General features: G+C 64.1%; 25 protein-coding genes, 1 pseudogene and 1 riboswitch. Of the genes and pseudogenes, 14 read left to right on the top strand and 12 right to left on the bottom strand.

What is annotated here, in order from left to right; all coding sequences use genetic code 11:
* The first annotated feature begins 92 nt into the window (after positions 1-92).
* From YH3_RS18715 to YH3_RS18700, 4 genes and pseudogenes are all read left to right on the top strand, one after another.
* Positions 93-1,060: pseudogene (locus YH3_RS18715) on the top strand (citrate synthase 2).
* A 63-nt stretch (positions 1,061-1,123) separates the two neighbouring features.
* Positions 1,124-2,245, top strand: coding sequence for a phosphoserine transaminase (gene serC, locus YH3_RS18710; RefSeq protein ID WP_007733484.1), 1,122 nt, complete (start codon positions 1,124-1,126; stop codon positions 2,243-2,245).
* Positions 2,246-2,445: 200 nt separating this feature from the next.
* Positions 2,446-3,387 (top strand): septation protein SepH, encoded by a 942-nt coding sequence (gene sepH / locus YH3_RS18705; RefSeq protein ID WP_030535368.1) that lies wholly within the window; start codon positions 2,446-2,448, stop codon positions 3,385-3,387.
* Positions 3,388-3,439: 52 nt separating this feature from the next.
* Positions 3,440-4,225, top strand: coding sequence for a hypothetical protein (locus tag YH3_RS18700; RefSeq protein ID WP_042921685.1), 786 nt, complete (start codon positions 3,440-3,442; stop codon positions 4,223-4,225).
* Positions 4,226-4,245: 20 nt separating this feature from the next.
* Here YH3_RS18700 and YH3_RS18695 read toward each other — a convergent pair whose 3' ends face one another.
* The 3 genes from YH3_RS18695 to YH3_RS18685 are packed head-to-tail and all read right to left on the bottom strand — an operon-like array spanning position 4,246 to position 5,948.
* Positions 4,246-4,506: a DUF2537 domain-containing protein gene (locus YH3_RS18695; RefSeq protein ID WP_030535366.1), complete on the bottom strand. Its 261-nt coding sequence runs from the start codon at positions 4,504-4,506 to the stop codon at positions 4,246-4,248.
* Complete coding sequence (locus YH3_RS18690) at positions 4,503-5,309, bottom strand: RNA methyltransferase (protein WP_003939731.1); 807 nt, start codon at positions 5,307-5,309, stop codon at positions 4,503-4,505. The genes YH3_RS18695 and YH3_RS18690 overlap by 4 nt, the downstream gene beginning before the upstream one ends.
* A 48-nt stretch (positions 5,310-5,357) precedes the next feature.
* A complete protein-coding gene (locus tag YH3_RS18685) occupies positions 5,358-5,948 on the bottom strand; it encodes a TetR/AcrR family transcriptional regulator (RefSeq protein ID WP_037128521.1) in 591 nt (196 codons plus the stop codon).
* A gap of 70 nt (positions 5,949-6,018) precedes the next feature.
* Between YH3_RS18685 and YH3_RS18680 the strand changes: the two genes are divergently transcribed.
* Entirely contained in the window at positions 6,019-6,567 is a 549-nt protein-coding gene (locus tag YH3_RS18680; RefSeq protein ID WP_003940103.1) for a hypothetical protein, read from the top strand.
* Here the strand turns inward: YH3_RS18680 and YH3_RS18675 are convergent.
* The 3 genes from YH3_RS18675 to YH3_RS18665 all read right to left on the bottom strand — a co-directional run bounded on the left by YH3_RS18675 (position 6,551) and on the right by YH3_RS18665 (position 9,914).
* Positions 6,551-7,858 carry an MFS transporter gene (locus YH3_RS18675; protein ID WP_007733487.1) on the bottom strand — a complete coding sequence of 436 codons (1,308 nt, stop codon included), beginning with the start codon at positions 7,856-7,858 and terminating at the stop codon, positions 6,551-6,553. The genes YH3_RS18680 and YH3_RS18675 overlap by 17 nt on opposite strands.
* Before the next feature lie 104 nt (positions 7,859-7,962).
* Positions 7,963-8,394, bottom strand: a complete 432-nt coding sequence (locus tag YH3_RS18670) for a MarR family winged helix-turn-helix transcriptional regulator (RefSeq protein ID WP_003939901.1) — start codon at positions 8,392-8,394, stop codon at positions 7,963-7,965.
* Between the two features lie 65 nt (positions 8,395-8,459).
* On the bottom strand, positions 8,460-9,914 hold the full coding sequence (locus tag YH3_RS18665) for an NCS2 family permease (RefSeq protein ID WP_003940242.1): 1,455 nt from the start codon (positions 9,912-9,914) through the stop codon (positions 8,460-8,462).
* 102 nt (positions 9,915-10,016) lie between these two features.
* Between YH3_RS18665 and YH3_RS18660 the strand changes: the two genes are divergently transcribed.
* Together YH3_RS18660 and YH3_RS18655 are read left to right on the top strand one after the other, a co-directional pair.
* A complete protein-coding gene (locus YH3_RS18660) occupies positions 10,017-10,274 on the top strand; it encodes a DUF2530 domain-containing protein (protein WP_007733492.1) in 258 nt (85 codons plus the stop codon).
* A gap of 90 nt (positions 10,275-10,364) precedes the next feature.
* Positions 10,365-11,405 (top strand): iron-siderophore ABC transporter substrate-binding protein, encoded by a 1,041-nt coding sequence (locus YH3_RS18655; RefSeq protein ID WP_082920608.1) that lies wholly within the window; start codon positions 10,365-10,367, stop codon positions 11,403-11,405.
* On the opposite strand, the gene YH3_RS18650 is transcribed toward YH3_RS18655, so the two are convergent.
* The 3 genes from YH3_RS18650 to YH3_RS18640 form a co-directional block, all read right to left on the bottom strand.
* On the bottom strand, positions 11,395-11,946 hold the full coding sequence (locus YH3_RS18650) for a phosphatase PAP2 family protein (protein ID WP_064443845.1): 552 nt from the start codon (positions 11,944-11,946) through the stop codon (positions 11,395-11,397). The two genes, YH3_RS18655 and YH3_RS18650, sit on opposite strands and share 11 nt — an antisense overlap.
* Before the next feature lie 6 nt (positions 11,947-11,952).
* Positions 11,953-14,625 carry a sacsin N-terminal ATP-binding-like domain-containing protein gene (locus YH3_RS18645; protein WP_064443844.1) on the bottom strand — a complete coding sequence of 891 codons (2,673 nt, stop codon included), beginning with the start codon at positions 14,623-14,625 and terminating at the stop codon, positions 11,953-11,955.
* 68 nt (positions 14,626-14,693) lie between these two features.
* A complete protein-coding gene (locus YH3_RS18640) occupies positions 14,694-15,515 on the bottom strand; it encodes a DUF3027 domain-containing protein (protein WP_030535360.1) in 822 nt (273 codons plus the stop codon).
* Between the two features lie 38 nt (positions 15,516-15,553).
* Between YH3_RS18640 and YH3_RS18635 the strand changes: the two genes are divergently transcribed.
* The 3 genes from YH3_RS18635 (at position 15,554) to YH3_RS18625 (ending at position 18,642) form a co-directional block, all read left to right on the top strand.
* Positions 15,554-16,384 carry a glutaminyl-peptide cyclotransferase gene (locus YH3_RS18635; RefSeq protein WP_073512664.1) on the top strand — a complete coding sequence of 277 codons (831 nt, stop codon included), beginning with the start codon at positions 15,554-15,556 and terminating at the stop codon, positions 16,382-16,384.
* A gap of 69 nt (positions 16,385-16,453) precedes the next feature.
* Positions 16,454-18,148, top strand: coding sequence for an MFS transporter (locus YH3_RS18630; protein ID WP_223304424.1), 1,695 nt, complete (start codon positions 16,454-16,456; stop codon positions 18,146-18,148).
* Positions 18,148-18,642: a DUF2771 domain-containing protein gene (locus YH3_RS18625; protein ID WP_207624414.1), complete on the top strand. Its 495-nt coding sequence runs from the start codon at positions 18,148-18,150 to the stop codon at positions 18,640-18,642. The genes YH3_RS18630 and YH3_RS18625 overlap by 1 nt, the downstream gene beginning before the upstream one ends.
* A gap of 88 nt (positions 18,643-18,730) precedes the next feature.
* On the opposite strand, the gene YH3_RS18620 is transcribed toward YH3_RS18625, so the two are convergent.
* Complete coding sequence (locus YH3_RS18620) at positions 18,731-19,144, bottom strand: cold-shock protein (protein WP_007733502.1); 414 nt, start codon at positions 19,142-19,144, stop codon at positions 18,731-18,733.
* Between the two features lie 215 nt (positions 19,145-19,359).
* Between YH3_RS18620 and YH3_RS18615 the strand changes: the two genes are divergently transcribed.
* Both YH3_RS18615 and YH3_RS18610 read left to right on the top strand, forming a co-directional pair.
* Positions 19,360-19,587, top strand: coding sequence for a hypothetical protein (locus YH3_RS18615; protein WP_003940194.1), 228 nt, complete (start codon positions 19,360-19,362; stop codon positions 19,585-19,587).
* A 33-nt stretch (positions 19,588-19,620) separates the two neighbouring features.
* Entirely contained in the window at positions 19,621-20,010 is a 390-nt protein-coding gene (locus YH3_RS18610) for a YccF domain-containing protein (protein WP_003939919.1), read from the top strand.
* Positions 20,011-20,104: 94 nt separating this feature from the next.
* Here YH3_RS18610 and YH3_RS18605 read toward each other — a convergent pair whose 3' ends face one another.
* Positions 20,105-21,502, bottom strand: a complete 1,398-nt coding sequence (locus tag YH3_RS18605) for a YncE family protein (protein ID WP_064443843.1) — start codon at positions 21,500-21,502, stop codon at positions 20,105-20,107.
* Positions 21,503-21,885: 383 nt separating this feature from the next.
* A riboswitch (cyclic di-AMP (ydaO/yuaA leader) is annotated at positions 21,886-22,106 on the top strand.
* Positions 22,107-22,114: 8 nt separating this feature from the next.
* On the opposite strand from YH3_RS18605, the gene YH3_RS18600 reads away from it, so the two are divergent.
* Positions 22,115-22,678, top strand: a complete 564-nt coding sequence (locus YH3_RS18600) for a transglycosylase family protein (RefSeq protein ID WP_003939675.1) — start codon at positions 22,115-22,117, stop codon at positions 22,676-22,678.
* A gap of 83 nt (positions 22,679-22,761) precedes the next feature.
* Here YH3_RS18600 and YH3_RS18595 read toward each other — a convergent pair whose 3' ends face one another.
* Complete coding sequence (locus YH3_RS18595; RefSeq protein ID WP_019744939.1) at positions 22,762-22,950, bottom strand: hypothetical protein; 189 nt, start codon at positions 22,948-22,950, stop codon at positions 22,762-22,764.
* A 60-nt stretch (positions 22,951-23,010) separates the two neighbouring features.
* Here YH3_RS18595 and YH3_RS18590 point away from each other — a divergent pair.
* Positions 23,011-24,976 (top strand): helicase-associated domain-containing protein (locus YH3_RS18590; protein ID WP_238592647.1); only part of this gene is annotated, 1,966 nt, incomplete at its 3' end.

Here is a 24,976-nt window from a genome sequence, read left to right as displayed (position 1 = left end):
TGCTCATCCCTGCGAGCACCGAGGCGCAGTCACTGAAGCTGAGGCAGTGCGACTGTAGACCTGGCGCACTCGAACGAGGAGAGTCCACGAGAATGGCAGCGAGCGCAGCAATACCGGACGATTTTGTGAGCGGACTCGAAGGCGTCGTCGCCTTCACCAGCGATATCGCAGAACCCGACAAGGACGGCGGCGCACTGCGCTACCGCGGAGTCGACATCGAAGACCTGGTCGGCCAGAGGGTCACCTTCGGCAACGTATGGGCCCTTCTCGTCGACGGCCGCTTCGGCCCCGGCCCCCCGCCGGCCGAGCCGTTCCCCCTCCCCATTCACACCGGCGACGTCCGTGTCGACGTTCAGGCCGGACTGGCGATGCTGGCTCCCATCTGGGGCTACCAGCCGCTCCTCGACATCGATGACGAGACCGCCCGCGACCAGCTCGCCCGCGCATCCGTCATGGCGCTGTCGTACGTCGCGCAGTCCGCTCGCGGCATCTACCAGCCGGCAGTCCCGCAGAGCCGCATGACGTCGCGGCTTCGCTTTCCGGCGCCATCGGCGCGATGTCCGGCCCGCTGCACGGCGGCGCACCGGCCCGAGTTCTTCCGATGATCGAAGAGACCGAGAAGACCGGCGACGCCCGCGCACTGGTCAAGGGAATCCTCGACCGCAAGGAAAAGCTCATGGGCTTCGGACACCGCGTCTACCGCGCCGAAGATCCCCGTGCACGCGTGCTCCGCGCCACGGCCAAGCGCCTCAACGCTCCCCGCTACGAGGCTGCCGCAGCTCTCGAGCAGGCTGCACTGGCAGAACTGCGTGAGCGTCGTCCCGATCGCGCGATCGAGACCAACGTCGAGTTCTGGGCCGCCGTCATCCTCGACTTCGCCGAGGTTCCCGCGCACATGATGCCTGCCATGTTCACCTGTGGCCGCACCGCCGGCTGGTGTGCACACATCCTCGAGCAGAAGCGTCTCGGTAAACTGGTACGCCCGGCCGCCATCTACACCGGCCCGGCGCCCCGTACTCCGGAGTCGGTCGAGGGCTGGGACCAGATCAGCCACGCGTAGTACCCCGCTCGAATTCGCCAATCACGGTAGTACAGAACACAAGTGAAGGAACAGAAAGAAGCGATGACCTCCACACCGATCATCCCCGCCGACCTCAAGCCCGCCGACGGACGCTTCGGCTGCGGTCCTTCCAAGGTTCGCCCCGAGCAGCTGCAGTCCCTGGTCGAGGTGGGCGCTTCGGTGTTCGGCACCAGCCATCGCCAGAAGCCGGTCAAGAACGTTGTGGCCAGCATTCGTTCCGGCCTCGCCGATCTGTTCTCACTGCCCGAGGGCTACGAGGTCGTCCTCGGCAACGGCGGAACCACTGCGTTCTGGGATGCGGCCGCATTCGGCCTCATCCGCGAGAAGTCGCTGCACCTGACCAACGGCGAATTCAGCTCCAAGTTCGCTTCGGTCGCCAAGGCCAACCCGTTCATCGGTGACCCGATCGTCGTTTCCGCCGATCCGGGCAGCGCACCGGTGCCGGTCTCCGACCCGTCCGTCGATCTCATCGGCTGGGCGCACAACGAGACCTCCACCGGTGTGTCGATCCCCGTCTCGCGTCCCGCGGGTTCGGAGAACGCACTGATCGCCATCGACGCCACCTCGGGCGCCGGCGGACTTCCGGTCAATGTCGCCGATTCCGACGTCTACTACTTCGCTCCGCAGAAGTGCTTCGCTGCAGACGGCGGACTGTGGATCGCGCTGATGAGCCCGGCCGCCCTCGAACGCGTCGCGGAGATCAAGGATTCGGGACGCTGGACGCCTGACTTCCTCTCGCTGCCCATCGCCGTGGACAACAGCTCCAAGGATCAGACGTACAACACCCCGGCCCTGGCCACCCTCTTGCTCTTCGCCAACCAGATCGAGTGGATGAACAGCAACGGCGGCCTCGACTGGACTACCGCTCGCACCGCGGATTCGTCCTCGCGCCTGTACAACTGGGCCGAGGCCAGTGAGTTCGCAACGCCGTTCGTCGCTGATCCGGCACACCGCTCGCAGGTTGTCGGCACCATCGACTTCAACGACGACGTCGACGCTGCCGAGGTGGCAAAGATCCTGCGCGCCAACGGAATCGTCGATACCGAGCCGTACCGCAAGCTCGGCCGCAACCAGCTGCGCGTCGGCATGTTCCCGGCCATCGACCCCGATGACGTCACCGCTCTCACCAAGAGCATCGACTGGGTCGTTTCTCAGCTCGGCTGATTTTCACATTTGCTTCACCGCTCGGCCCCCGGCATGACGTCGGGGGCCGAGCGTCGTTTGCGCCAGGCCTTGTGAGCTACCACACCGGTGGGCGGATCCGAGGTCATCTCGCCCTGCGTGTCCTGCCGAGTCCATGGTCACGAATGAATTACAGTTGAGCGCGGCGCAAAGTCGCGAGCCGGCGCGATAAGGAGGTCAATGTGCGAGAGCTTCGAGTGATCGGACTTGAACCCGATGGATCGCATGTGGTGTGCGCAGATGCTGAAACCGGCCAGAAATTCCGGCTTCCCGCCGATGACAAACTTCGTGCAGCTTCCCGCGGAGACGTGGCTCGACTCGGCCAGATTGAGATCGAAATGGAAAGCCAACTCCGTCCCCGCGAAATTCAGGCGCGCATTCGTTCCGGTGCTTCCGTAGAGCAGGTCGCCGAAGAAGCGAAGATCCCCATCAGCAAGGTCGAGCGCTTTGCGTACCCCGTTCTGCTCGAGCGCTCCCGCGCCGCGGAAATGGCGCAGGGCGGACACCCGGTGCGCGACAACGGTCCGACAGTTCCCACCCTCTCCGAAATCGTGACCCACGCATTCCGCGCCCGCGGCCACAGTATCGACGAGGCCACCTGGGATGCCTGGCGCGACGAGGACAATCAGTGGGTCGCGCAGTTGCAGTGGCAGGCCGGCCGCACCACCAACGCCGCGCACTGGCGCTACCAGCCCGACGCGCACGGCGGAACGATCGTCGCACTCGACGACGCGGCATTCGACTTGATCGATCCCGACTTCGGTCGCCCGCTCCGCGGCCTGGTACCGGTGGTCTCGAACGAGCCGCAGCAGCTCGAACTGTCCCGATTCGACGTCGAACCGGTGGCGGAGATCGAGCCCGAGCCCGCAGCAGTTTCCGAGCGGACAGCAGTTTCCGAGCGCACAGTAGTCCCCGAGCGGACGGTGGTGGCGGAACGGATCGTGGCGCCCGAACCGATTGCTGTCGAGCCGGAAACCGTCGTCACCGAAGAGGTTCCCGAACCCGCACCGGATGTGACCCCGAAAACCGCTCCGCAGCAGACGCAGACCAAGGACAAGCGCGGACGGCCTGCTCTTCCCTCGTGGGACGACGTACTCCTCGGGGTCCGCAGCAGCGGTCGCTGACCCGAAGGAAAGTATTCTTCTTTCGAGCGAGGCTGAGGAGAGAGGGCTGCCGGTGGCTGCACGGGTATCGACGATCTGGTTTCTGGGCGGCGCAGACGCTCGCACCGAATTGAGCAGGTACCCACAGCCGGATCAGACCGAGGCCCTGAAAATCGCCATGTCGCTGTACCCGGACAAGGAGTTCGAGTCGCTCGGGCCTCAGCCGCTGTCGATGGCCGCGACGGTGAGCCCCGGCTACGTCTTCGTCGGCGCGTACGGTCGAGTGAGTGTCGTCTGCAGCTCCGAACTCAGCACCTTCGTCCCCTCGAAACTGCCTGATTCCTGGAACCTTTCGGCAGAGGGTGGCTCGACGCTGTTGATCAGCTCCGTCCCCGAAACCGCGCAGGGTTCGTTTGCACTGTGGGAGGACGGCGAGCTACGACGCTCGTTCAGTGCCATCCCGATCGACATCGTCGAAAATCTGGGGATCCCACAGACCTGGGAACTGGAATTCTGGGCCGGCAACCATCCCCTGCGTTACCCGCCCGGGATCCTGCCTGATCCGCAGTCACTTCCGTTCCACCCGCAACAGTTCGCGGAGTCCGCCAACCTCGAGTGGCTGGGATTTCGATACACCGGCGCGCCGCGAGAACACGAACTCGACACAACGCAGATTCTCCTGTGGGGCTTCAAGATTCACCGACCCGGCGAGGCACCCAAACCTGCACCCCCAGCCCCCGCGCCGATGCCCGAGCAGGCGCCGACAGAGGTACCCATGCCCGAAAACATGCCGCCGATCCACGACGCACCGGTGGCCAAGCCGCGCGGCCGCCTCGCTCGGTACTTCGGCTTCAAGTAGCGCCGAGCAGCCTCACAGGTTCACGCGGCTATCGCTGCGATCCACCCGAGCGGTACGCCGGCTACCGCGCCGTAGACCACCCATCGCCAGACGGGGACGGCTCGCCAGCGCCAGACGGTCGGCGCAAGTCCGCCTACCGCAATGACATTGACGACAACCGCCAGGAGCACGTTCACGTTGCCCAGCGCGACACAGAACGCCGCGACGGCACTGGTCGAGAGCATGGCTGCGAACACCGACACCGCGATTCCGGTGAACCAGGGCGTGCGGTCCTGAGTCACCGGCCGGTCCTGACACGTTCGTAGAAGGCCATCGCCGCTGCGGTCGCGACGTTGAGCGAGTCGGTGCCGGGCGCCATGGGTATCTTGGCACGAATATCGGTGGCCCGCATCGCATGTTCGGTCAAACCTGGCCCCTCGGCGCCCAGCAGTAGCGCTACCTTCTCCCCGGTCATCGCTTCGGCCAAAGTGACCGCTTCCGGATTCGGAGTCAAGGAAATGAGCTGAAAACCGTTGCCACGCAGCTCATCCAAGTCGTGTGGCCACTTTGCCACATGCGCGAAGGGCACTCGCAGCACGTGCCCCATCGACACACGGACCGACCGCCGGTACAGCGGGTCGGCACAACCCTTCCCGAACAGAACTGCATCGACACCGAGCCCCGCCGCGTTGCGGAACATCGAGCCGAGATTCTCGTGATCGTTGACGCCTTCGAGGACCACGACGGTCTTCGCGTCCTTCAACACGTCCGAGACCGCGAGCGGTGCCGGGCGTGCTGCTGCAGCGAGGACGCCGCGGTTGAGGTGAAATCCGACGACCTCGGCCATCACTTCGGCGCTCGTACGGTAGAACGGCACGTCCACACCGTCGAGATCGTCAGCGAGCTCCAGGAGCCGTCGTTCGACGCCGAGGAGACTGATCGGCTCGAACCGCGAAGTCAGCAGTCGCTGAGTGACGAACACTCCCTCGGCGATGACCAGTCCCTTGCCCTCCGGGAGGTCGGGGCGCCGATCCGAAGAGTTGAGATCGCGAAAGTCATCCAGCCGGGGGTCGGCGGGATCTGAGATGTCGATGACGTGAACCACGGGTCTATCGTGCCGTACGCACCGCGAGCCCCCACCACTACTCCCGACCTAACGCAACAGCGTGACAAAATGCGCGTCGAGCACCTGGCTGATCACCTCTGGATTGGTTCGCTCGGGATTGTCGACGCCGTGCGACGCGAGCCCGTCGGCGAGCGCATGCAATCTCATCGCCTCGATGTCGACCGAGGCACCCGGCCGTAGAAAACCCGCTCGATGCGCCGCTTCCACGAACGAACGAAAGTGCTCGAACAAGGTCCGGTCTGTCTCGTCACGCACCGCCGTCAACGCCGAATCGGTCTGGGCGGCAGCAGCAAAGGCCTCCCAAACCTGCATTTCTTCACGCCGATCTTGGTCGAGGGGAACGAACTGATCGGTGAACTGACGGATCGCGCGGCGGATGTCGGGATCGAAGTCGATGCCGGCAATCCTTTCCTCCACCCGGACGGTCACGAGCGTCATCGCGAACAGCAAGAGTTCGGACTGCGTCGCGAAGAAGTGCCGTAGCGACCCCGTCGACATCTTCGCCTCGTCCGCGACCGCCCGGACGCTGGCGCTCGCCACACCGTCTCGACGGATCACACGCCACACGGCCTCGGCGATCTCTTCACGCCGCTCATCCGGACTGCTACGTTTCACCACTTCACAAAACTAACACAGCTGTGCTAGTTTTCAATCACTAACACAGTCGTACTAGAAATGAGCTGATGTCATGATCGTCCACTTGATCATCGCGTGCGAAATCATGTTCTGGGTGTTCATCGCCGCAGGTCTCGCGGCCCGCTATCTACTGCGCCGCAAAACGCTGGGCGCCGCACTGCTCATCTGCGCGCCCCTGGTGGATGTCGTACTGCTCGTCGCCACAGCCCTCGATCTTCGTGGCGGTGGCGAGGCGAACTTCACCCATGGGCTTGCCGCGGCCTACATCGGATTCTCCGTCGCGTTCGGACACAGCCTCATCTCCTGGGCCGACGCCAGGTTCGCCTACCGATTCGCCGGCGGCCCGGCTCCCGTCGCACCACCCAAGTACGGGAGTGCGCGAGCACTGCGCGAATGGCGCGAGTTCGGCAAAGCCGCGATCGCCTGGGCCGTCGCGTGCGGACTTCTCGGCGCGGCCATCTTCCTCGTCGACGACCCCACCCGCACTGGAGCCCTCGACGGATGGATCAGCAAGCTGACAGTGGTACTCGCAATCTGGGGAGCAATCGCCCTGAGCTACACGGTGTTTCCCAAGCGTGAGAAGGTCACGGCGCGCGGCTAGCCTCGACTGCCTGTTCGGTCGCGTCGCATACGATCACCGGACGCAGGACGAAAACCGGCAGCCTGCCACCGTCTTCGGGTCGCGCAAGACGAAGTTTCAGCCCTTCGCTGCGTAGCAGGTACACCCCGGCCACAGTGCCCGAGACGAGCGAGATCACTCCGCCCACGATCAAGGGCGCACGTGGGTCCACGGAGTCGGCGAGCCAACCCAGCAACGGGCTTCCCAGCGGTGTGCCACCGAGGAAACTGAGCATGTAGATACCCATCACCCGCCCGCGCATCTCGGAAGGCACCGACATCTGCAGGATGTTCATCGCGGACGTCGTGAACGTCAACGTCAGTGCGCCCGTGGGGATCAACATCAGCGCCACCAACGCGTAGGTGGGCATCAATCCCACCGCGACCTCGAACACACCGAAAGCCACGGCGGCACCGAGGAACGTCCGCAACCGCGGCGCTTCCTTCCGTCTTGCGGCGTACGCAGCGCCGGCAAGGGTGCCCACGGCGAGCGTCGTGGACAGCAATCCGTAACCGTCGGCCTCGAGGCCGAACGTGTTGCGCGCCATCACCGCCAGGCTGATCGCGAAGTTCAGGCCGAAGGTCGAGACCATGAAGACCGACACCATTATCACGCGAAGGTCCTTGCGGCCCCATACATATCGGAACCCGTCGCGCACCTGCCCCTTGGTGCGCGGGGCCGGTTCCGACGGGATCAACTCCTTCTTGTTCATCAGGTAGAGCGCGATGAGCACCCCACCGAATGTCGCGACGTTGAGCAGGAACACCCACCCTGTTCCGATCAGGTTGATCAGCACACCCGAGATGGCCGGACCGACGATGCGGGCCGTGTTGAACGTCATGGAGTTGAGCGCGATGGCGTTGGACAGGTGTTCCTTGCCCACCATTTCGATGGTGAACGATTGACGCACGGGTGCGTCGAGCGCCGAGACACAGCCGAGGGCAAAGGCAATCAGGAAGACATGCCACAACGCGACGAGCCCACCGACGTCCAGCAGACCCAACACCAGCGCGCATACCGCACTCGCCCACTGCGTGAAGATCAGGATCCGACGCTTGTCGTACCGATCGGCAAGCACCCCACCCCACACCGACAAGAACAGCGTCGGGCCGAACTGCAAGGCCATGACGATGCCCACCGCCAGCGCATTGCCGTCCGAGAGCGTCAGTACCAGCCAGTCCTGGGCGATGCGTTGCATCCACGTGCCGACCAGAGAAACGATCTGTCCGGAAGCCCAAAGGCGGTAGTTGCGGTTGTGGAGCGCGGCAAACATGCCGGAATCGGGGTCTCGGGGCACCCCACTATCTTGCCCCTCGAGTAATTCGTTTGGGCAACGACCTCTAGGTAGCGGAGCTACGCGACCTCTAACTCACGGAGCTACTCCGTCTTGTTGACCATCTCGGTGATGATCTCGACGGCACCGCGCAGCGTCGCGAGTTCTTCGCCACCCAGCCCGGCCAGCTGCTCGTTCATCCACGCCTCACGCGCATGGGTTTCGTCCGCGAGCAACGCCTGCCCGGCGTCGGACAGATTCACGATGATCTGACGACCGTCCGTGGGATGCGGCGAGCGCTCGACCAGACCGAGCTCGGCGAGAGAAGCAACAACGCGCGTCATCGACGGCGGCTGCACTTTCTCACGTGCTGCGAGTACGCCAGGAGTCATCGGGCCGTACTGATCCAGGCTCGCCAAGGCGGACAGTTGCGTCAGCGATACCTGAGCGTCGACTCTGCGGCCGCGCAGATGCCTGGTGAGACGCACTACAGCCAGGGAAAGATCGCTGGCCAGCGCACGAGTTTCGGTGGTCACGCGTCAGACAATACGTCAAGAGCTGGCCGGTAGCTCACGTAATCGAATACCGGTCAACCCTGATTTCACGTAAGGGCGTCGGTAATGGGTCCGACAGTGAAGTAGGCCACAAAAAGTGCCGCCACGATCCAGAGCAACGGGTGGATCTTCTTGATACCACCGCTGGCAGCGTGCAGGACCACCCATGAAATGAAGCCGACGCCGATGCCGTTGGCGATCGAGTAGGTGAACGGCATGACGATCATGGTCAGGAACGCCGGGAGAGCAACCGAGAACTTGGTGAAATCGATGTCTCGGACCTGCCCGATCATCAGCGCACCGACGACGACGAGGGCAGGCGCAGCTGCCTCGATCGGCACGACGGAGTAGAGCGGCGTCAGGAACATCGCGACGAGGAAGAGCAGTCCGGTCACGACGTTTGCCAGGCCCGTGCGGGCGCCTTCGGCAATACCCGACGCCGATTCCACGAACACGGTGTTCGACGACGCCGAAGCGCCACCGCCCACGATCGCGCCCGCGCCTTCGACGACAAGCGCGCGACCGACGTTGGGGAGGTTTCCGTCCTTGTCGGTCAGGCCGGCTTCCTTACCGAGACCCGTCATCGTGCCCATGGCGTCGAAGAAATTCGCGAGCACGAGGGTGAAGACAAGCAGGCTGGCGGCCAGAACACCGATGCGGGTGAATGCGCCGAAGATGCTGACGTCGCCGACCAGGCTCAGATCAGGCATACCACCGAGCATCTCCGGGATCGCGGGGATGCTGAGGTTCCAGCCCTTGGGGTTGGTTCCGAGCGAGGGTCCGACGTCGGCAACTGCCTCGATGATCGCGGCGAGGATCGTCGTGACGACTATGCCGATCAGCAGTCCACCACGAACCTTGCGCACTACCAGAACACCCATGAGCAGCACACCGAAGATGAACACCACGGTCGGCCACGAAGCGATCGAGCCGTTGATTCCGAGTCCGACGGGAACCGTCGTACCGGCGGCATCGGGGATACGGCGGACGAATCCGGCGTCGACCAGTCCGATGAAGGCGATGAACATGCCGATACCGGCCGCGATCGCGGACTTCAATGCCGAGGGAATCGCATTGAACACCGCAGTTCGGAAACCGGTGAGTGCCAACAGAACGATGATCACACCGTCGATGACCACCAGGCCCATCGCCTCGGGCCAGGTGACCTGAGGTGCGATTGTGACGGCGAGCAGGCTGTTGATGCCGAGACCCGCGGCGATGGCAAACGGATAGTTGGCAACGACACCGAAGACTATGCTCATCAGGCCCGCAACCAGAGCGGTGACCGCAGCCACCTGGTTGACCGGAAGGATGTTGCCGAGAACGTCGGTCTTCGCTGCAGCGTCGTCAGCCGAGAAACTGCCGAGGATCAGGGGGTTGAGGACCACGATGTAGGCCATCGCCACGAAGGTGACGACACCGCCGCGAATCTCGGTCGAGATCGTCGACCCTCGTTCGCTGATCTTGAAATAGGTGTCGAGGATCTTGCCGGGTGCCGCCATGTTTGTTCTTTCCCCATCGCTGTAGGTCGCCGTGTGCCGGCGCACATGAAGCCGGTCGCACTAGGGAGAGTAGGCCACCGGGGTACGGGTAGCGTTAATTTTGTGACGGAGACTCGCAACACAACAGGCCTGATCGGCAAATTGTCCGCACCCGCGCCGGCACTGATCATCGGCACCGCGTTGTGGGTGATCGCCACGATCGTGGTCGCGGTGAGCGGCGACCGTTGGTCGGATGCACTCCCGATCTGTTACGCGGGTATCGGAGTCGGCTTCCTCGGCTTCGCTCTGTTCTCCATTCAACGACGCGCAGCTGTGCGCGGTGACAAGGGCGCACAACAGGGCGCCGGTCTGGTCGACTGAGCAGGTCGATTCACCCTTTCAGTATGGTAAGCCTACCCTGCACTCCAGTGTCGGTCTTAGCTTGTCAATGCTGAAAGGAACCACGTAGCCGTGAAGATCTCCCACCGAAATCGTTGGAAAAGCCGAGGACGTTGGACGAGACTGACATCCGTTGCTGTGGTCGCCCTGGTCGGCACAGCACTCGTCTCCTGCAGTTCGAACGACGACGCAGCAAGTAGTCCGTCGAGTTCCGGTGGTGGCGCCTTCCCCGTCACGATCGATCACGCTTTCGGCAGCACCACGATCGATTCCGAACCACAACGGATCGTCACCGTCGGTTACAACGACGAGCAGGCTCTGTTGGCTCTGGGCATCAAGCCCGTCGGAATGGTCAACCAGTACCCGGGCGAACCGGACGTCAACCGCACGTGGCCATGGGTCACCGGCCCTTGGGGCGGAACCGAACCGACCGTCGTCGGCAGCAATCCCGAAACCACGATCAGCGTCGAAAAGATCGCTGCGCTCGAGCCCGACCTGATCCTCGCGCTCTACTCGAGCATCGACAAAGACCTGTACAGCACACTTTCCGCGATCGCCCCGACCGTCGCGAAGGATCCGGCCTACGGCGACTACGCAACTCCGTGGCAGATCACGACGAAGACCGCAGCGAAGGCAGTGGGTCGCGAAGCCGACGGCGAGAAGTTGGTCGCCGATATCGACAAGCAGTTCGCCGACGCCAGAAGCGCTCACCCGGAATTTGCAGACCAGACCGCGGTGATCATCAGCGTCGACGCGACCCCGGAGTTCTACGCCTTCTCCTCCGAGGACGCCCGCGGACGGGTTCTCGGCAGTCTCGGATTCAAACCTGCTCCCGCGGTCGAGGCCTTGATGAACGGTGAGTTCTACGCGCCGATCTCCACCGAACGACTGGATCTTCTCGACGTGGACCGTCTCGTTGTCATCGGCAATCCCGATGCCGCACAGGCGGTCCGAAACAACCCTGGCTTCCAGCAACTCGACGTGGTCAAGGACAATCGCGTCATCTACGTCAACGACGATCAGGCTCCGCAGGTCGGTGCGGCCTTGACCGCAAGCTCGGCACTGAGCTTGCCGTGGGCCACGAGCCAACTACTCGCCGAGCTCACGAAGTAACCAGCGCCCGGCGCTTTCTGATCTGCGCGGTTCCCCAGATCCACACCCCGGCCCACATCATCCCGAACGCCCAACCTGCCAGTACATCGGTCATCCAATGGGCAGCCAGGTAGACGCGGGAGAATCCGACGGCGATCGTGTACAGGCCGAGGCTCGCGAGCATTGCCATCTTCGCGAGCCTCGGCAAGGCAAGAAGAAGGATCACGGCGGCAACCGAAGTCGCGAGGATCGCGCTCATCATCGCGTGGCCCGACGGGAACGAATACGAATCGATTTCGATCAACCGCTCCGGCACGGGTGGACGGGTTCGCGTGAAGATGCGCTTCAATCCGCTCATCACGAGCAGACCGGTCAACATCGATCCGGCGATCAGCAGAGCTTCGGTGCGTAGTCCCCGAACCAGAAGCACGATCGTGAGCAGCGTCGCGATCAGCCACGACGCGAGGGTTCCGCCGCTGTCGGTGATGACGTCGACGACGTCCACGAGCCACGCCGTCCGCTGACTCACTGCGCTGTCGAGTACCCACTGATCAAAAGACATCTGCCCTCACATTCCTTGCGGCAGAGTCCACGTACGCATCACGTGATGAACGCCGTCCGAGTCCACCCACCACGGCACGATCACCGTCGTCTCGACCGCCCCCGTCAGTTCCACCGACAGTTCGTGATGGATCACTACCTCGCCGCCGGGAACCTCACGGCCGAGGGCTGCGAAGCCGAGAACTGCCTGCGGTTCGTTCGCCCACGTCGTCACGACGCCGGTGCTGCTCACTCGTCCGTGAACGGATGCAGACGCCGTCGCGACGTCGAGCAGATCTGCCAGTGCGTCGGCCGTCTCGAAGCTGCCGAGCACCACTCGTTGTGCAGGCAGTGCCGCTCCCAGCCACGGTCGGTCGAGAACAAGGGCGTCGCCGGGATCGACCAGATCGCCGGAAAGGCCTCGCACGAACGGCGGCAGGTGCAGTTCCTCCAGGTCGAGAACCCGTCGCTGCGCTGCCTCCCCCAGTAGTCGGTGCGTCCGCGCGACGACGGCGGAGGCCGGCATCCGTAGTGGGTCGGCAAGCCGATCGAGCAGCAGCTGAGCCAGTTCCGGATCGTCGACGGTATCCGATGCCAGCAATCCGGAGAAGAATCCGGCGTCGGGGTGTTCGGCAGCATCGAGCAATCCCTCGAAGGTGCGATCGCCCGGAGCGCGCAGCAAGCCCAGCACCTCACCGCCGAGTTCGGCATTCGAACGCAACCACCACGCCGTGTATCCACGACGGTCGGTGAGCAGCGCCCGCGTCGCCGGCGACTCGACCAGCAGCGACAGCGCCTGCGGCCAGCGGTCTTCGTCCACGAGATCGAGATCGCGCACGGCTTCGATGTATTCGGGGTCCTCGTCGAGGGTGTCCCACCATGCGTCTTCGGCGTCGAGATCGTGATCGGGGCCGGACGGCAATTCCTCACGGACCACCGTGAAACCCCACCCGACACCGACTACCCGTAGCGCCTGCTCCCCCACCCGCTGAACAAAATCAGCGTCGACGATGCCGAAGGGAGAATCCTCGAACAGGACGCTTGCAAGGGGAGCTCCCGGAAGCAGAAGTTGGTCGGCGGACCGCAATTCGCCTTCCGAATCAGGAAGCAGCACTTCACCGATCCACGACGGCAGCGCCCCTGGCGCCACGTGGGCCGCCAATCCGAGCACCACTTGCGCCAACTCCGTCGCTACCGAATCATCTTGGTCCGCAGCATCTTCGATCAATGCGCGCAGCGCCGGATCGGACAGCAGGTCGGTGGCACTCGCGGTCTGCGCTCCCAATCGAGACAGCAACGGGTGAACCGCGACGGGATGAACCAACCTCGTCCACTCCACCGACGGCGCGTCTTCGCCCAGTTCGACGCCGACGACGACGGTCCGCGGCCCGGTCACCGTCCGTCCATCGGAGAGCGGAACCGGCAGTGTTCCAAGCTCTTCCACCGCAAGAGTGTCGATCACCAGAGGCTCGAGAGCCGAATAGAGGCGATTCCACCACTTGGGTTCACGTTCCGAACCGCTGAGCAGTTCGGCGATGCGCGCGAGCCCGATGCGGTGTGTCGACACCGCCGCGAGCGCTCGCTCGTGCTTGGGGCCGGAGAGCTCGGGGACAACCAGGCCACCGATGATGTCGGTGAGCAACTCGGCAAGGTCATCACTGAGCCCGGGCACCACGGACGCTCGCTGCGGCGCGCGGTCGGGCTCACCGACCACCGGAAGCCACTCGTTTTCCTGCAGCTCCTTCAGAAGCGCTTCACGCAGAAGCGAATCCGTTTCACTGCGGGCAAAGGCAGGGATCGGAACGAGTGCCGTTCGCTGCCGAGGAGGTAGTGCAGCAAGGAACTTCGCGTACCCCTCGGCAAGCGGAGCGATCGGTGCAGCGGGCATGAGGCGTCGCCGATCGGGTTGCATTGCAATGTCGGCAATGATGATCGCGGGGATCGACAGTTCCTCGTCGGATCGCGTCGGCGCCCGCAGGACGTCGTCTGCGACCGGCTCGACGACCCCGTCGCGGACCGGCACCAACCATCGCGCGTTCGGCGCGGTGTACTGCCACCACGTGCGATCACCGATCGCGATCTCGACGAGGCCGGAATCCAGCACCCGTTCCGATCGCCGAAAAGTCTTCTCACCCAGACGAATTGATCCGAGAGCCGGGAGTTCGAGCAGCAGGTCGACTGCCTCACGTGTCATCTGCGAAAGCAGCGCCGCGGCATCGACGTCCGGCCGAAGCGTCAGCACCACTTCCGAATCAGCACCATCGCTCGGCAATTCGCCAGACGGCCACACCAAACGAAGTACGGGGACACCGGTTTCCGGCACCGGGAGTTCGCGAGACTCGATCTCGCGCAGAGTGTGCGAGGCAGAGAATCGAATCGATCCCGTCGACGAGCGCAGTTCCACCTCGTCACTGACCGAGAGAACTGCCGAGAATCCGACGCCGAACCGTCCCGTCACACCTTCGTCGGCGTCGACCTTGTTCGACGCGCGCAGCGCGGTGAGCGCATGTACACCGGATTCGTCCAGTGGACGGCCCGTGTTCGCCACCGTCATCGTCCGACCGTCCACGTCCACCCACAAAGAGCCCTCGACGCCCTCGCGTGCAGCTGCATCGGCAGCGTTCTGCGCCAGTTCGGTGAGCAGACGGTCGCGGTACCCGGCCTTCGCGAGGTCGGATTCCGCAGCCGCGTCTTCACGCAATCGCGTCGGAGATTCCGACCACGCGCGCAGCGTCGCCTCGCGGAGTGCGTCCGTACCGAACGGATCTTCTACTCGGTGGATACCGAATCCTCAACTGCAACAGCGCTCGACGGGCGAGCGGGCACCGCAATCAGCTCGACGGCCCCGTCGTCGAATGCGTCGAACTGCGGCGAGCCCGCACCGAGCGGCAAGCTGGTGTCCGAGTGCGCGCCACAACCGTAAGACACGCTGACCACACGGCCGTCTGCGGAGAGTTCGTTTCCGCACACACCGAACGCTGCGTGCAGCGAACCGGCGAGTGGAAGGAAGAATCCACACAGTCCACACGTCGACGGCGCGGCCTTCGCCATCTCCGACTCCGGGCCGAAGTCACCGTCGAACCAACGCTGCGCGGCATCGAGTCGGCCCTCGCGGCTCATGACCTGTTTGCGGCCGAGCCCGATTTCGAGAGCTACCTCGTCGACTTCCGGGTCACCGGTGGCGACGTAGCCGGGAACGAGGCGAGGATCCTCGGCCGGCGGGGCGAGTAGGTCACCGACGGACAGATCGCCGGGACGAATCCGCTGATCCCATGGCAGCCATTCCGGCGCAACCAACGCGTCGGGACCCGGCAACAGCGCCAACTCACTGATCGTGGCGTGGGTGTCCTCCGGTCCGGCAGCGACGACAACCGCCCACTGCCAACCGCGGTATCCCGGAATGTCTGCTGCAAATCGATGGGTGGCGGCAAATTCGTCCTCCGACGTCACGCCGAGGTATGCCCCCACACCGCCTTCATGCAGGTCGACGACTGCCTTTCGGGCAAGCTCGACCGCATCGGCCAGTACTGGGCGCGGCACTGCACGCTCTGGAGAAGTAGCAACACTCACTCCTCCAGTTTGCCGCACCACCGCAAGTCCGCAACGCACTGGGCTGCCATGCTGGGCAGATGAGTAGGTCACACGCCAATTCCGTGCGCACTTTTGCAGTGGTCGCCGTGATCGCCTCGGCCTTGGCGGGGTGCTCCGATTCCCCCGGCGCTCCCGACAACCTCACGTCCGAAACCGGCTCCGTCGAGATCGTTCGAGTGTCCGCGCACGATCCCGACGCGTTCACGCAGGGCCTCGAGATCGACGGAAACCGGTTGTACGAAAGCACCGGACGCGTCGGGCAGTCCTGGGTGCGCTCGAGCGAGATCTCCGACGAGCAGTCCCCCGCTTCGGGACCGGAAGTTGCGCGTGCCGATCTCGACCCGCCGTTGTTCGGTGAGGGCATCACGGTCGCCGGAGACACACTGTGGCAACTCACCTGGAAAGACGGCGTTGCCATCGCCCGTGACAAGGACACCTTGACCGAACGGGGGCGGTTCCCACTCGACACCGAGGGATGGGGAATCTGTTCGCTCGGGGATCGGATTGTCTCGAGCGACGGTTCGGCCACGTTGACCTTTCGCGATCCCGAAACCTTTGCGCCGATCTCGACCGTCGACGTCACCAGATCTTCGGAGTCCGTCGGCAAGCTGAACGAATTGGAATGCGCCGAAGACGGCTCCGTCTACGCCAATGTCTGGACCACGGACACCGTCGTCCGAATCGACCCATCGGACGGCAGCGTCACGAACGTGTACGACGCTTCGCCGCTACGCGAAGAACTCGTCGCGGACGGATCGACCAGCACCGTCGACGTTCTCAACGGCATCGCGCAGATTCCCGGTACCGATCGATTCCTGCTCACCGGCAAGTATTGGCCGCAGATGTTCGAAGTCCGTTTTGTTAACTGAGTCCGACATGACACAGGACTCGCAGGGGTGTGCGTGGTAGCCGCGCCGACACTAGGACAGAATTGAGTGGTGACCGGACCGCGCGAACCCTACGACCCCGAAACTCGGCGAATCCACGACGAGCCGGAGGGGCAACAGGTGCACCCCGGTTACGACAATTACCCACCCGCGGCCCGCCCGGACAATTACCCACCTTCGGCCCGTCCCGCTGCCCGTCGCACGCCTTTGCCACCGCTGCATCCGATTCCCGAATCGCGGGGAGACTCCGAATCCGCGGCCGGTTCGAAGACGCCGGGGGCGGACGCTCCCAAGGCTCCACCGATGCCTCGCAAGCTCACCGTCACTCGCGTCGCAGCGATGCGCAGCCGCGAACTGACGAACAAGGGCATCGCGACCTTCCAGCGCGCGGCGAAGGCCGACGGCGCGGACAAGTCCGGTCTGACCGCTCTCACCTACGCGGTGATGACGAACAACGCGACCGACGCGGCGATCTCCGTCGCTCTGGCCAACACGCTGTTCTTCTCGGCGGCGACGGGCGAGGACAAGACCAAGGTCGCGCTCTATCTCCTGATCACGATCGCACCGTTCGCGGTCATCGCACCGCTCATCGGCCCCATGCTCGACCGGTTGCAGCGCGGACGCCGCATCGCACTCGCGTCGTCGTTCGGAATCCGGACGCTCCTCGCGGTGATCCTGGTCTTCAACTTCGACAGTTGGATCCTCTATCCGGCCGCGCTCGGCATGATGGTGCTCAGTAAATCGTTCTCGGTGCTCAAGAGCGCAGTGACACCACGCGTCCTACCACCGGAAATAGACCTGGTGCGCGTGAATTCGCGTCTGACGGTCTTCGGGCTGATCGGTGGAACGATCGGGGCCGGAGCTGTCGCAGGTGCGCTCGCGCTCGCTTTCGGTTCCACCGGCGCCTTGTGGTTCGCGGTCGCCGTCACCGTGTTCGGCGCATATCTGAGCATGCGAATCCCGTCGTGGGTCGAGGTCACCGAGGGTGAGGTTCCCGCGACCATCACCTACCACCCGGACGAAGCGCATCACGCCGGCAGCGCCCCACCGCAGCCGGACGCCAAACCTGCCAAGGTCCGTCAGCCTCTCGGACGCGCCGTGATCATCGGACTCTGGGGCAACGGCACCATTCGCGTGCTCACCGGCTTCCTGACGCTCTACATCGCGTTCGTCGCCAAATCACGCACCGATCACGAGCCGCTCCAGCAGGCCATGATGCTCGGCCTGGTCGGCGCAGCAGCCGGTCTGGGTAACTTCGCCGGAAATGCCACGGGTGCGCGCCTCAAGCTCGGCCGGCCTGCCTTGATCGTGCTCCGGTGTACTGCGTCGGTGTGGATCATCGCGGTGATCGCAGCTCTGACGGACAACCTCATGACGGCCGCGCTTGCCACGCTCATCGCATCGGCCGCCAGCGCGCTCGCCAAGGTCTCACTCGACGCGTCACTCCAGCACGACCTGCCCGAGGAATCGATCGCGTCCGGATTCGGTAGATCCGAGACGGTTCTGCAGCTGAGCTGGGTACTCGGCGGCGCATTGGGGGTTCTGCTTCCGACCGAATACTGGATCGGGTTCACTGTTGTATCGGTGTTCCTGACGATCGGGCTTCTGCAGACCTTCCTGAGCTACCGAGGAAGCAGCCTCCTGCCCGGCCTCGGCGGGAAGCGACCCGATCTGGCCGAACAAGAAGTGACCGAAGTGATTTACACCGGTAAATCCAACCGAGGACAAGGAAGTACTCCGCAGTGATGATGCGCTCGAGAACAAAGAAGATCGTGGCAGCGATCAGTGTCCTGATGGTGGTGGCACTGGTTGCTTACGTCTCCGTTCTTTTCGTGATCATCAAGAACATCAACGACGACCCCGACAAGCTGCCGGTCATCACTGCATACGCACACGGCAAGACGATCGAAACGAACCCTGCCGGTTTCTGCACCATCGACCTGTCCCAGTGCGCCCAGGTGGGCGACATCTACGCACTCGACGTTCCAGCGGGCTACCCGCTGCAGCTGTCGTTGTCGACGGACGTCTCGGATGCGCAGTGGGCACTGCTCGCCGTCTACGAGGATGCCGACGGCAACCAGACCGGTGAGCCCCGAGTCTTCGAGCCCGGCGAGGCCCTGGCAGTGACGGTCGAGTCTTCGAGCGATCCCGTCAAGCAACTGGTCGGCGTCGAAATCCACCTCGCCGTCGGTGAGGGAAGCGAACAGGGACTGCTGATCTGGTCGATCAAGACCGCTTGATCCCCGGAACGTCGAAAATGCCCTGCACACCGATTGGTGTGCAGGGCATTTTGTTTCGAAGCCGTGTACGGCAGCTCGTATCGAGCGATCAGGTGTCGAGCTCGCGAGCGACGGCCCGGACGACCTCGGAGATCCGCTGAGCGGTCTTGCGGTCCGGGTACTTGCCGTTGCGCAGATCCGGCTGGACCTTCGCCTCGAGCAACGTGATCATGTCCTCGACCATGCCGTGCAACTGATCAGGGGTGTGCTTACGCTCGACGGGCTCACGACGCGTCGCCGTCGCGCCGCGCAACGACGGCGCCGGCTCGAGTACCTTCAGGCTCAGTGCCTGCGGACCGCGGCGGCCCGCAGCCATTCCGAACTCGACGCGCTGGCCGGCCTTCAAGCCTTCGACGCCCTCGGGGAGAGCGGAAGCACGGACGTAGACGTCCTCGCCCTCTTCCTGCGACAGAAAGCCGAAACCCTTTTCGACGTCGTACCACTTCACCTTGCCGGTCGGCACCGCGTTCACCTGCTCATCACTCGACTGGGGCGTCTGCCCCAATGTGCTCGGGAGGCTCTCGGAAGAGCCTCATGGCCTTGCTCGCATCGCTTCCGGTGGAAGAATGCAAAAGAACGCGCCCCACACTTGCTTCAGCGGGGCGCGCAGTCTGTTAACAGTCTACCTGTGACGAACCCGGGTCGGCACCCAGGTTTACAGGCACTATCCTCGTAGGTGTGGACCCTCAACCGAACCCGCGCACTTCCGGCACCGGAAACGGTCTGTTCCGTACGGCGATGGCACTGTTCATCGTCGGATTCCTGGCGATCGTGGCCATCTTCGCAGTCCATATCTTCAGCGACACCCCACCCGGCCTGGCGTTGTACCTGGTAGCACTCGCGTGCCCGATCGGCTTCCTCCTGGCCATCGTCTACACGCTCAGATCCGGTCGACGCGTGCGCTGATCACTCCCGCCTCCAACCGAAAGGTCACTGACCATGAGAATCCTCCTGAACGTGATCTGGCTGGTCTTCGGCGGCTTCTGGCTGGCGTTGGGTTACTTCGCCGCAGGCATCATCTGCTGCATCCTCATCATCACGATTCCCTTCGGAATCGCGGCATTCCGCATCGGCATCTACGCACTGTGGCCGTTCGGTAAGACCGTCGTCGACAAGCCGACCGCTGGTGTCGGTTCGATGATCGGCAATGTCATCTGGGTGATCATCGCCGGTATCTGGTTGGCGATCGGACACATCGTCACCGCCGTCGCGATGGCGATCACGATCATCGGAATTCCGCTCGCGGTCGCGAACCTGAAGATGATTCCGATCTCGCTGATGCCGCTCGGCAAGGAGATCGTCGACGTGGACCGGGTGAATTACGCATAGTCGTGGACCGCGTCGATTACGCATAGCGGGCCCGCGGACCGAAGAACCCGACCACAGCAGTTGCTGTGGTCGGGTTCTCTGGTATCAGGTCGTATCAGCGGCCGAGGCTACCGAGTCCGGGGAGGTTACCGAGCGAACCGGTTCCCGTTCCCGGGTTGCCCGGATCGACGGGGCCGACCGGCCCCTCGGAGACCACGATGGTCACGCTCGAAGCACGCGAAAGCACGCTCTTCGCAGTGATCTCGACGGTGACGCTGCCGACAGCGGTGGGGGTACCCGAGATGGTGCCGTCCTGTGCGAGGGACAGTCCGCCGGGCAGAGTGCCACTGGTGAGTGCAAACGTTGCGCGCGCATCGGCGGCAGTGAGCTTCTGCGAATACGCCTTACCTACCTGAGCGGCAGGCAATTCGACGGTGGCGGGTAGCGGGTACGCAGCAACGACTGTCACCTTGCCCCCGTTGGTCGTCGACGCGATGGCGCCGGTCGAGGTGTCGAGCGCGAGGTTTTTGACCTTCTCCAGTGCCGGAACCTTGGTATCGGTCAGAGCGGTGGTGGCGCGGGTCGTCAGATCGACCGACCACAGGTGTCCGTTCATGACGTCCGCGACATATGCAATGCCTGCCGCAGCGTCGACGACCACGCCGTTGGGAATCGCAGTCGGAGACAGCGTGGTCTTCGACAGAACCGCGCCGGCCGGGGTGATTGCCCACAGGTTGGTTGCCCGGGTGTCGGTCATGTAGATGTTGCCGGTGTTCGTGTCGACATCGACGTCGACCGGGTAGAGGTTGTCGGCACGCACGATCGACTTGAGTGCTCCGCCCTTGCGTACGTCCGCCTGCCACAGCGTGCGGCCGTAATTCTCGTCGAAGAAGTTGGTGTCCGCGATGTAGAGGAAGCCGCGGACACTGTCGAAGGCGAGCTTGGTCGGCGTTGCCGACTTGTGGACCAGAATGCTCGACACGGCGTCGGCGGCGTTGGGGTCGACGACTCGGATGTTGCCGGACTTGTAGTCCGAGAAGTACGCGCGGTGTGTTGTGGGATCGACGACGACATCGTTGATCTGCGGACGCGAGCCGTCGGGGTTCTTCTCGCTCAGCGTGACCGTCTTTTCGACCTTCCCGGTCTTCGTGTCGACAATCGAGATCGCGCCGCCGTAGGAGGAGGACACGTATGCGCGTCCGAGGCCTGAGTCGACGGCAAGTGCCGACGGGTAACCGACGACGCCGTCGATGGTGCCGACGGACTTGCCGGTGTTCGTGTCGACGACGGACAACGAGCTGGTCGGTCCGCCGTACTGCGTGATGTATCCGCGGTGGGTTGCCGAGTCGACGACGATGTCGCCGGGCTGGGTAGCGGAATAGCTTCCGACAACACCGTGTGTCGGATCCTCGGGTGAGGCGTGTGCAGCGGGAGCAGTGACGGCCAGGCCGACAGCAGCAGCGGCGACGGCGAGTGATGCGGTGACCGCACGCCGACGGTATTGCAGTTTCATGAGGGGTGCCCTACTTCTTTGGAAGACTCTGCGAAACCTGCCCAATCGAGGCAAGTCAGGCAAACCTAACCTAAGTTTCGATCTCGATGTTGAGACACGGGCCACACCTTGGGCCCGGATCGACACACCTCTCAATCGCCCGAAATTGTATTTCCGCATAACGTGTGACCTTGCTCACATTACGGATGGATAACGGAACGGACACAACCGGACATTCACTGGGGCACCCCCACCTACCTGGGAAGAGTCTCCTGCGCTTTGTGTGACGCGTTGTACGGCTTTCGCCACGCCGCGTTATCAAATGGTGACACGAGCGACTCGAGCCGTTACCGTCGTTTTCGGCCGGGAAACTCGGCCACCTCCGGCCCGCCGCGCCAAGCCTTGTCCCGCGGGTACCGGACTTCCGACAGAGCATTCCAGGGACGAGGACGGGGGACCCAAAGTCCTCTGTGAGAACAGAAAAGTTCTCCAGTGGACACCGGTTCGATCGCAAGACCGAATCTTGGGGTGAAGCCAGACCCTTTCCAGCCAGGAAAGGCGAGGCCGGGCGACCTCTCAGCCCGAACCCGACAGCTGACCTCGCAGGCGCGTGTGGAGAGGATTTCGACCATCATGAGCGGACGCCATCGCAAGCCCACCACCACCGGCCGCACTGTCGCCAAGGTCGCCGTCACCGGCGCCATCATGGGCGTAGCAGGAATTGCAGCCACCGGAACCGCAAACGCTGCCCCCGACTCCGACTGGGATCGTCTCGCCCAGTGTGAGGCCGGCGGAAACTGGGCCATCAACACAGGCAACGGTTACCAGGGCGGACTGCAGTTCTCCCCCAGCACGTGGAACGCACACGGCGGCGGACAGTACGCAGCCACCGCAAACCAGGCCACTCGCGAGCAGCAGATCGTTGTTGCCGAGCGTGTTCTCGCAAACCAGGGTTGGGGCGCATGGCCGTCCTGCTCCTCCAGCCTCGGGCTGAGCAGCGGCGCCACCGAGCGTTCCGCTCCGGCCACGACGGCTCCTCAGGCAGCTCCGGCTCCGGCGCAGCAGGTCGCACAGACCGTTGCACACCCGGTCGCCGACGCCATCGATCAGGCAATCGCATTCGCCGAGGCCAACGGCATCCCGGTCGACCCGCAGATCCTCGCAGTCGCCGACACCGCGAAGTCGTTCCTCAAGTAACACCGGCAAGACTGTCCGCTCGGACGCTCGAACATCAAGAAGGCCCGCACCGATTCGGTGCGGGCCTTCTTCGTGTCGAGTTGTTATCGGTTGATGACGGTGTGCGGGTGTACGTAAGGAAGTGACTCCACCGGAACCGGAAAGGTGGTGTCCTCGCCGAAGGGTGAAAGTCCACCTGCGCGGGTCGATGACAATTCGGTCACTGCGTGATCTCCGTCTGCAGTTTCCGGCCATCCTGGATCTACATAGTGTTGCTTCGAATTGTTGGCCACGAAGTCATTTTGACAGGACGCCGTTACGCCGTACAGACCAGGTCTCTAATCTGATACCTGATGACCGAAACACGTGGCACCCCGGCGGGCAGTTCCGCAGCCGAAAGTCTGACCGATTGGCTCTCGGCGCGCAGTGACGCCGAGTTGACGGAGTTGCTGCGTCTGCGCCCCGATCTGGCCGTACCGCCGCCGAGCACGATGGTGGTTCTCAGCGGTCGGGCACAGCAACGCGCGTCGGTCAGCCGAGCCGCAGACGAACTCGACACCCTCGATTTCGGTCTTCTCGAATTGTTGGCGCTGGGCGGCGCCGAGGAAACTCCGATGACGCGGGCGGAGCTCAACAGTGCGATCGCCGAACGAGCGCTGACCGGCAAGGGCAAGGTCACCAAGAAGGCCGTCGACAAGTCTCTGTCGAAGATGCGCGCGTCCGCCCTCATCTGGGGTGTCGATCCCATCAGCGTCGTCCCGGCAGTCATCGGGATGATTCCGTGGCGTGTGGGGCGCGCCCTCGAACCTGCCGAGGCGATGACCGAGACCGAGATCTCGGCTGCGCTCAACGCTCTGGACACCCGCGAGCGGGATCTCCTCGAGACACTCGCCAACTCCAGCCCGATCGGTCGCACCCGCGACGCTGCCCCCGGAACGCCGCCTGAGCGCCCGGTTCAACGACTGCTGGCGGCCGGCCTGCTGCGGTGGCTCGACGAGCAGACCGTCGAGCTTCCGGCGACGGTTCGTCAGGTCATCCGCGGCGAGCCGGTTTTCGATCCGACGACGCTGACCGCACCTGTCATCGGGGGCGACAAACTCAAGCCGGCGGACGTGAACGCCGCAGCAGCCGGCGAGGCGCTCGAGTTGGTACGCCAATGCGAGAACGTGATCGCTGTTCTGGGCGCAGCGCCGGCCCCCGCACTGCGAGCCGGTGGGCTCGGTGTTCGAGAACTACGACGCGTGGCCAAGACGGCCGATCTCGACGAAGCGCGCGTGAGCCTACTTGTCGAGTTGCTCTCGGCAGCCGGACTCATCGCCAGTGGAACACCAGATCCGGCGCCGGTCTCGGACAACGCGGACGAATACTGGACGCCCACGCTCGCGGTCGACGGCTGGCTGAACGCGTCCACAGCGCGACGGTGGGAGGTCCTGGCGTCCGCCTGGGTCGACGTACCTCGAGTTCCGTGGATGATCGGGCTGCGCGATTCCACCGACAAGCCGATCGCGGCGTTGTCCGAGGAGGGCCGCGCTCCGGCGGCTCCGCGAGATCGTCAGGCCATTCTGGGGCTGCTCTCCGAACTCGACAGCGGCCAGACCGCGTCGGCCGTCGAGGTAAGTCGGCTGCTGGCGTGGCGACGCCCGCGATGGAGCGGGCGCCTGCGGACGTTCGCGATCGAGCGGACTCTGGACGAGGCCGCTGCTCTCGGGCTGGTGGCCCGCGGCGCGTTGTCGTCACCTGGACGAGCCTTGCTGCACGGCGGGGACGCCGAAGCCGAAATGCAGTCCGCGCTACCCGAGCCCATCGACTACATCCTGGTCCAGGCGGATCTGACTCTGGTTGCGCCCGGCCCGCTGGTACCGGACCTGCTCGAGCAGGTGAGCCTGGTCGCAGACATCGAGTCGGCCGGATCGGCGTCCATGTACCGCATCAGCGAGGACAGCGTGCGTCGTGCGCTCGACGCCGGTCTGACGGCCACCGAACTGCATGCGATGTTCGCTTCGAAATCGAAGACTCTTGTCCCCCAATCACTTTCGTATCTGATCGACGATGTCGCCCGTCGACACGGACGACTGCGTGCCGGAGTGGCGGCGTCGTTCATTCGATGTGAGGACGCGTCACTGCTGGCGGAGGTCCTCGCATCCGCAGTGGCCGAGCCGTTGGCACTGCGCGCCTTGGCTCCCACCGTCGCGATTTCGCAGGCCCCTCTCCGCGAAGTCCTGACCGAGCTGCGAGCCGCCGGATTCGCGCCGGCAGGTGAGGACTCCTCGGGCACGTTGGTCGATCTCCGCCCACGCGGGGCACGTGTACCCAACCGTC

The sequence above is a fragment of the Rhodococcus sp. YH3-3 genome, assembly GCF_001653035.1.
Taxonomy (GTDB): domain Bacteria; phylum Actinomycetota; class Actinomycetes; order Mycobacteriales; family Mycobacteriaceae; genus Rhodococcus_F; species Rhodococcus_F qingshengii.
This window is presented reverse-complemented; position numbering and strand designations above follow the sequence as displayed.

Bases quoted from the DNA above. Each gene is read 5' to 3' on its own strand.
- YH3_RS18650 (WP_064443845.1), bottom strand. From the start codon at position 11,946: ATGTCTTTTGATCAGTGGGTACTCGACAGCGCAGTGAGTCAGCGGACG.
- YH3_RS18635 (WP_073512664.1), top strand. From the start codon at position 15,554: ATGAGTAGGTCACACGCCAATTCCGTGCGCACTTTTGCAGTGGTCGCC.
- YH3_RS18665 (WP_003940242.1), bottom strand. From the start codon at position 9,914: ATGGCGGCACCCGGCAAGATCCTCGACACCTATTTCAAGATCAGCGAA.
- YH3_RS18610 (WP_003939919.1), top strand. From the start codon at position 19,621: ATGAGAATCCTCCTGAACGTGATCTGGCTGGTCTTCGGCGGCTTCTGG.
- serC (WP_007733484.1), top strand. From the start codon at position 1,124: ATGACCTCCACACCGATCATCCCCGCCGACCTCAAGCCCGCCGACGGA.
- YH3_RS18625 (WP_207624414.1), top strand. From the start codon at position 18,148: ATGATGCGCTCGAGAACAAAGAAGATCGTGGCAGCGATCAGTGTCCTG.
- YH3_RS18605 (WP_064443843.1), bottom strand. From the start codon at position 21,502: ATGAAACTGCAATACCGTCGGCGTGCGGTCACCGCATCACTCGCCGTC.
- YH3_RS18680 (WP_003940103.1), top strand. From the start codon at position 6,019: ATGATCGTCCACTTGATCATCGCGTGCGAAATCATGTTCTGGGTGTTC.
- YH3_RS18675 (WP_007733487.1), bottom strand. From the start codon at position 7,858: ATGTTTGCCGCGCTCCACAACCGCAACTACCGCCTTTGGGCTTCCGGA.
- YH3_RS18600 (WP_003939675.1), top strand. From the start codon at position 22,115: ATGAGCGGACGCCATCGCAAGCCCACCACCACCGGCCGCACTGTCGCC.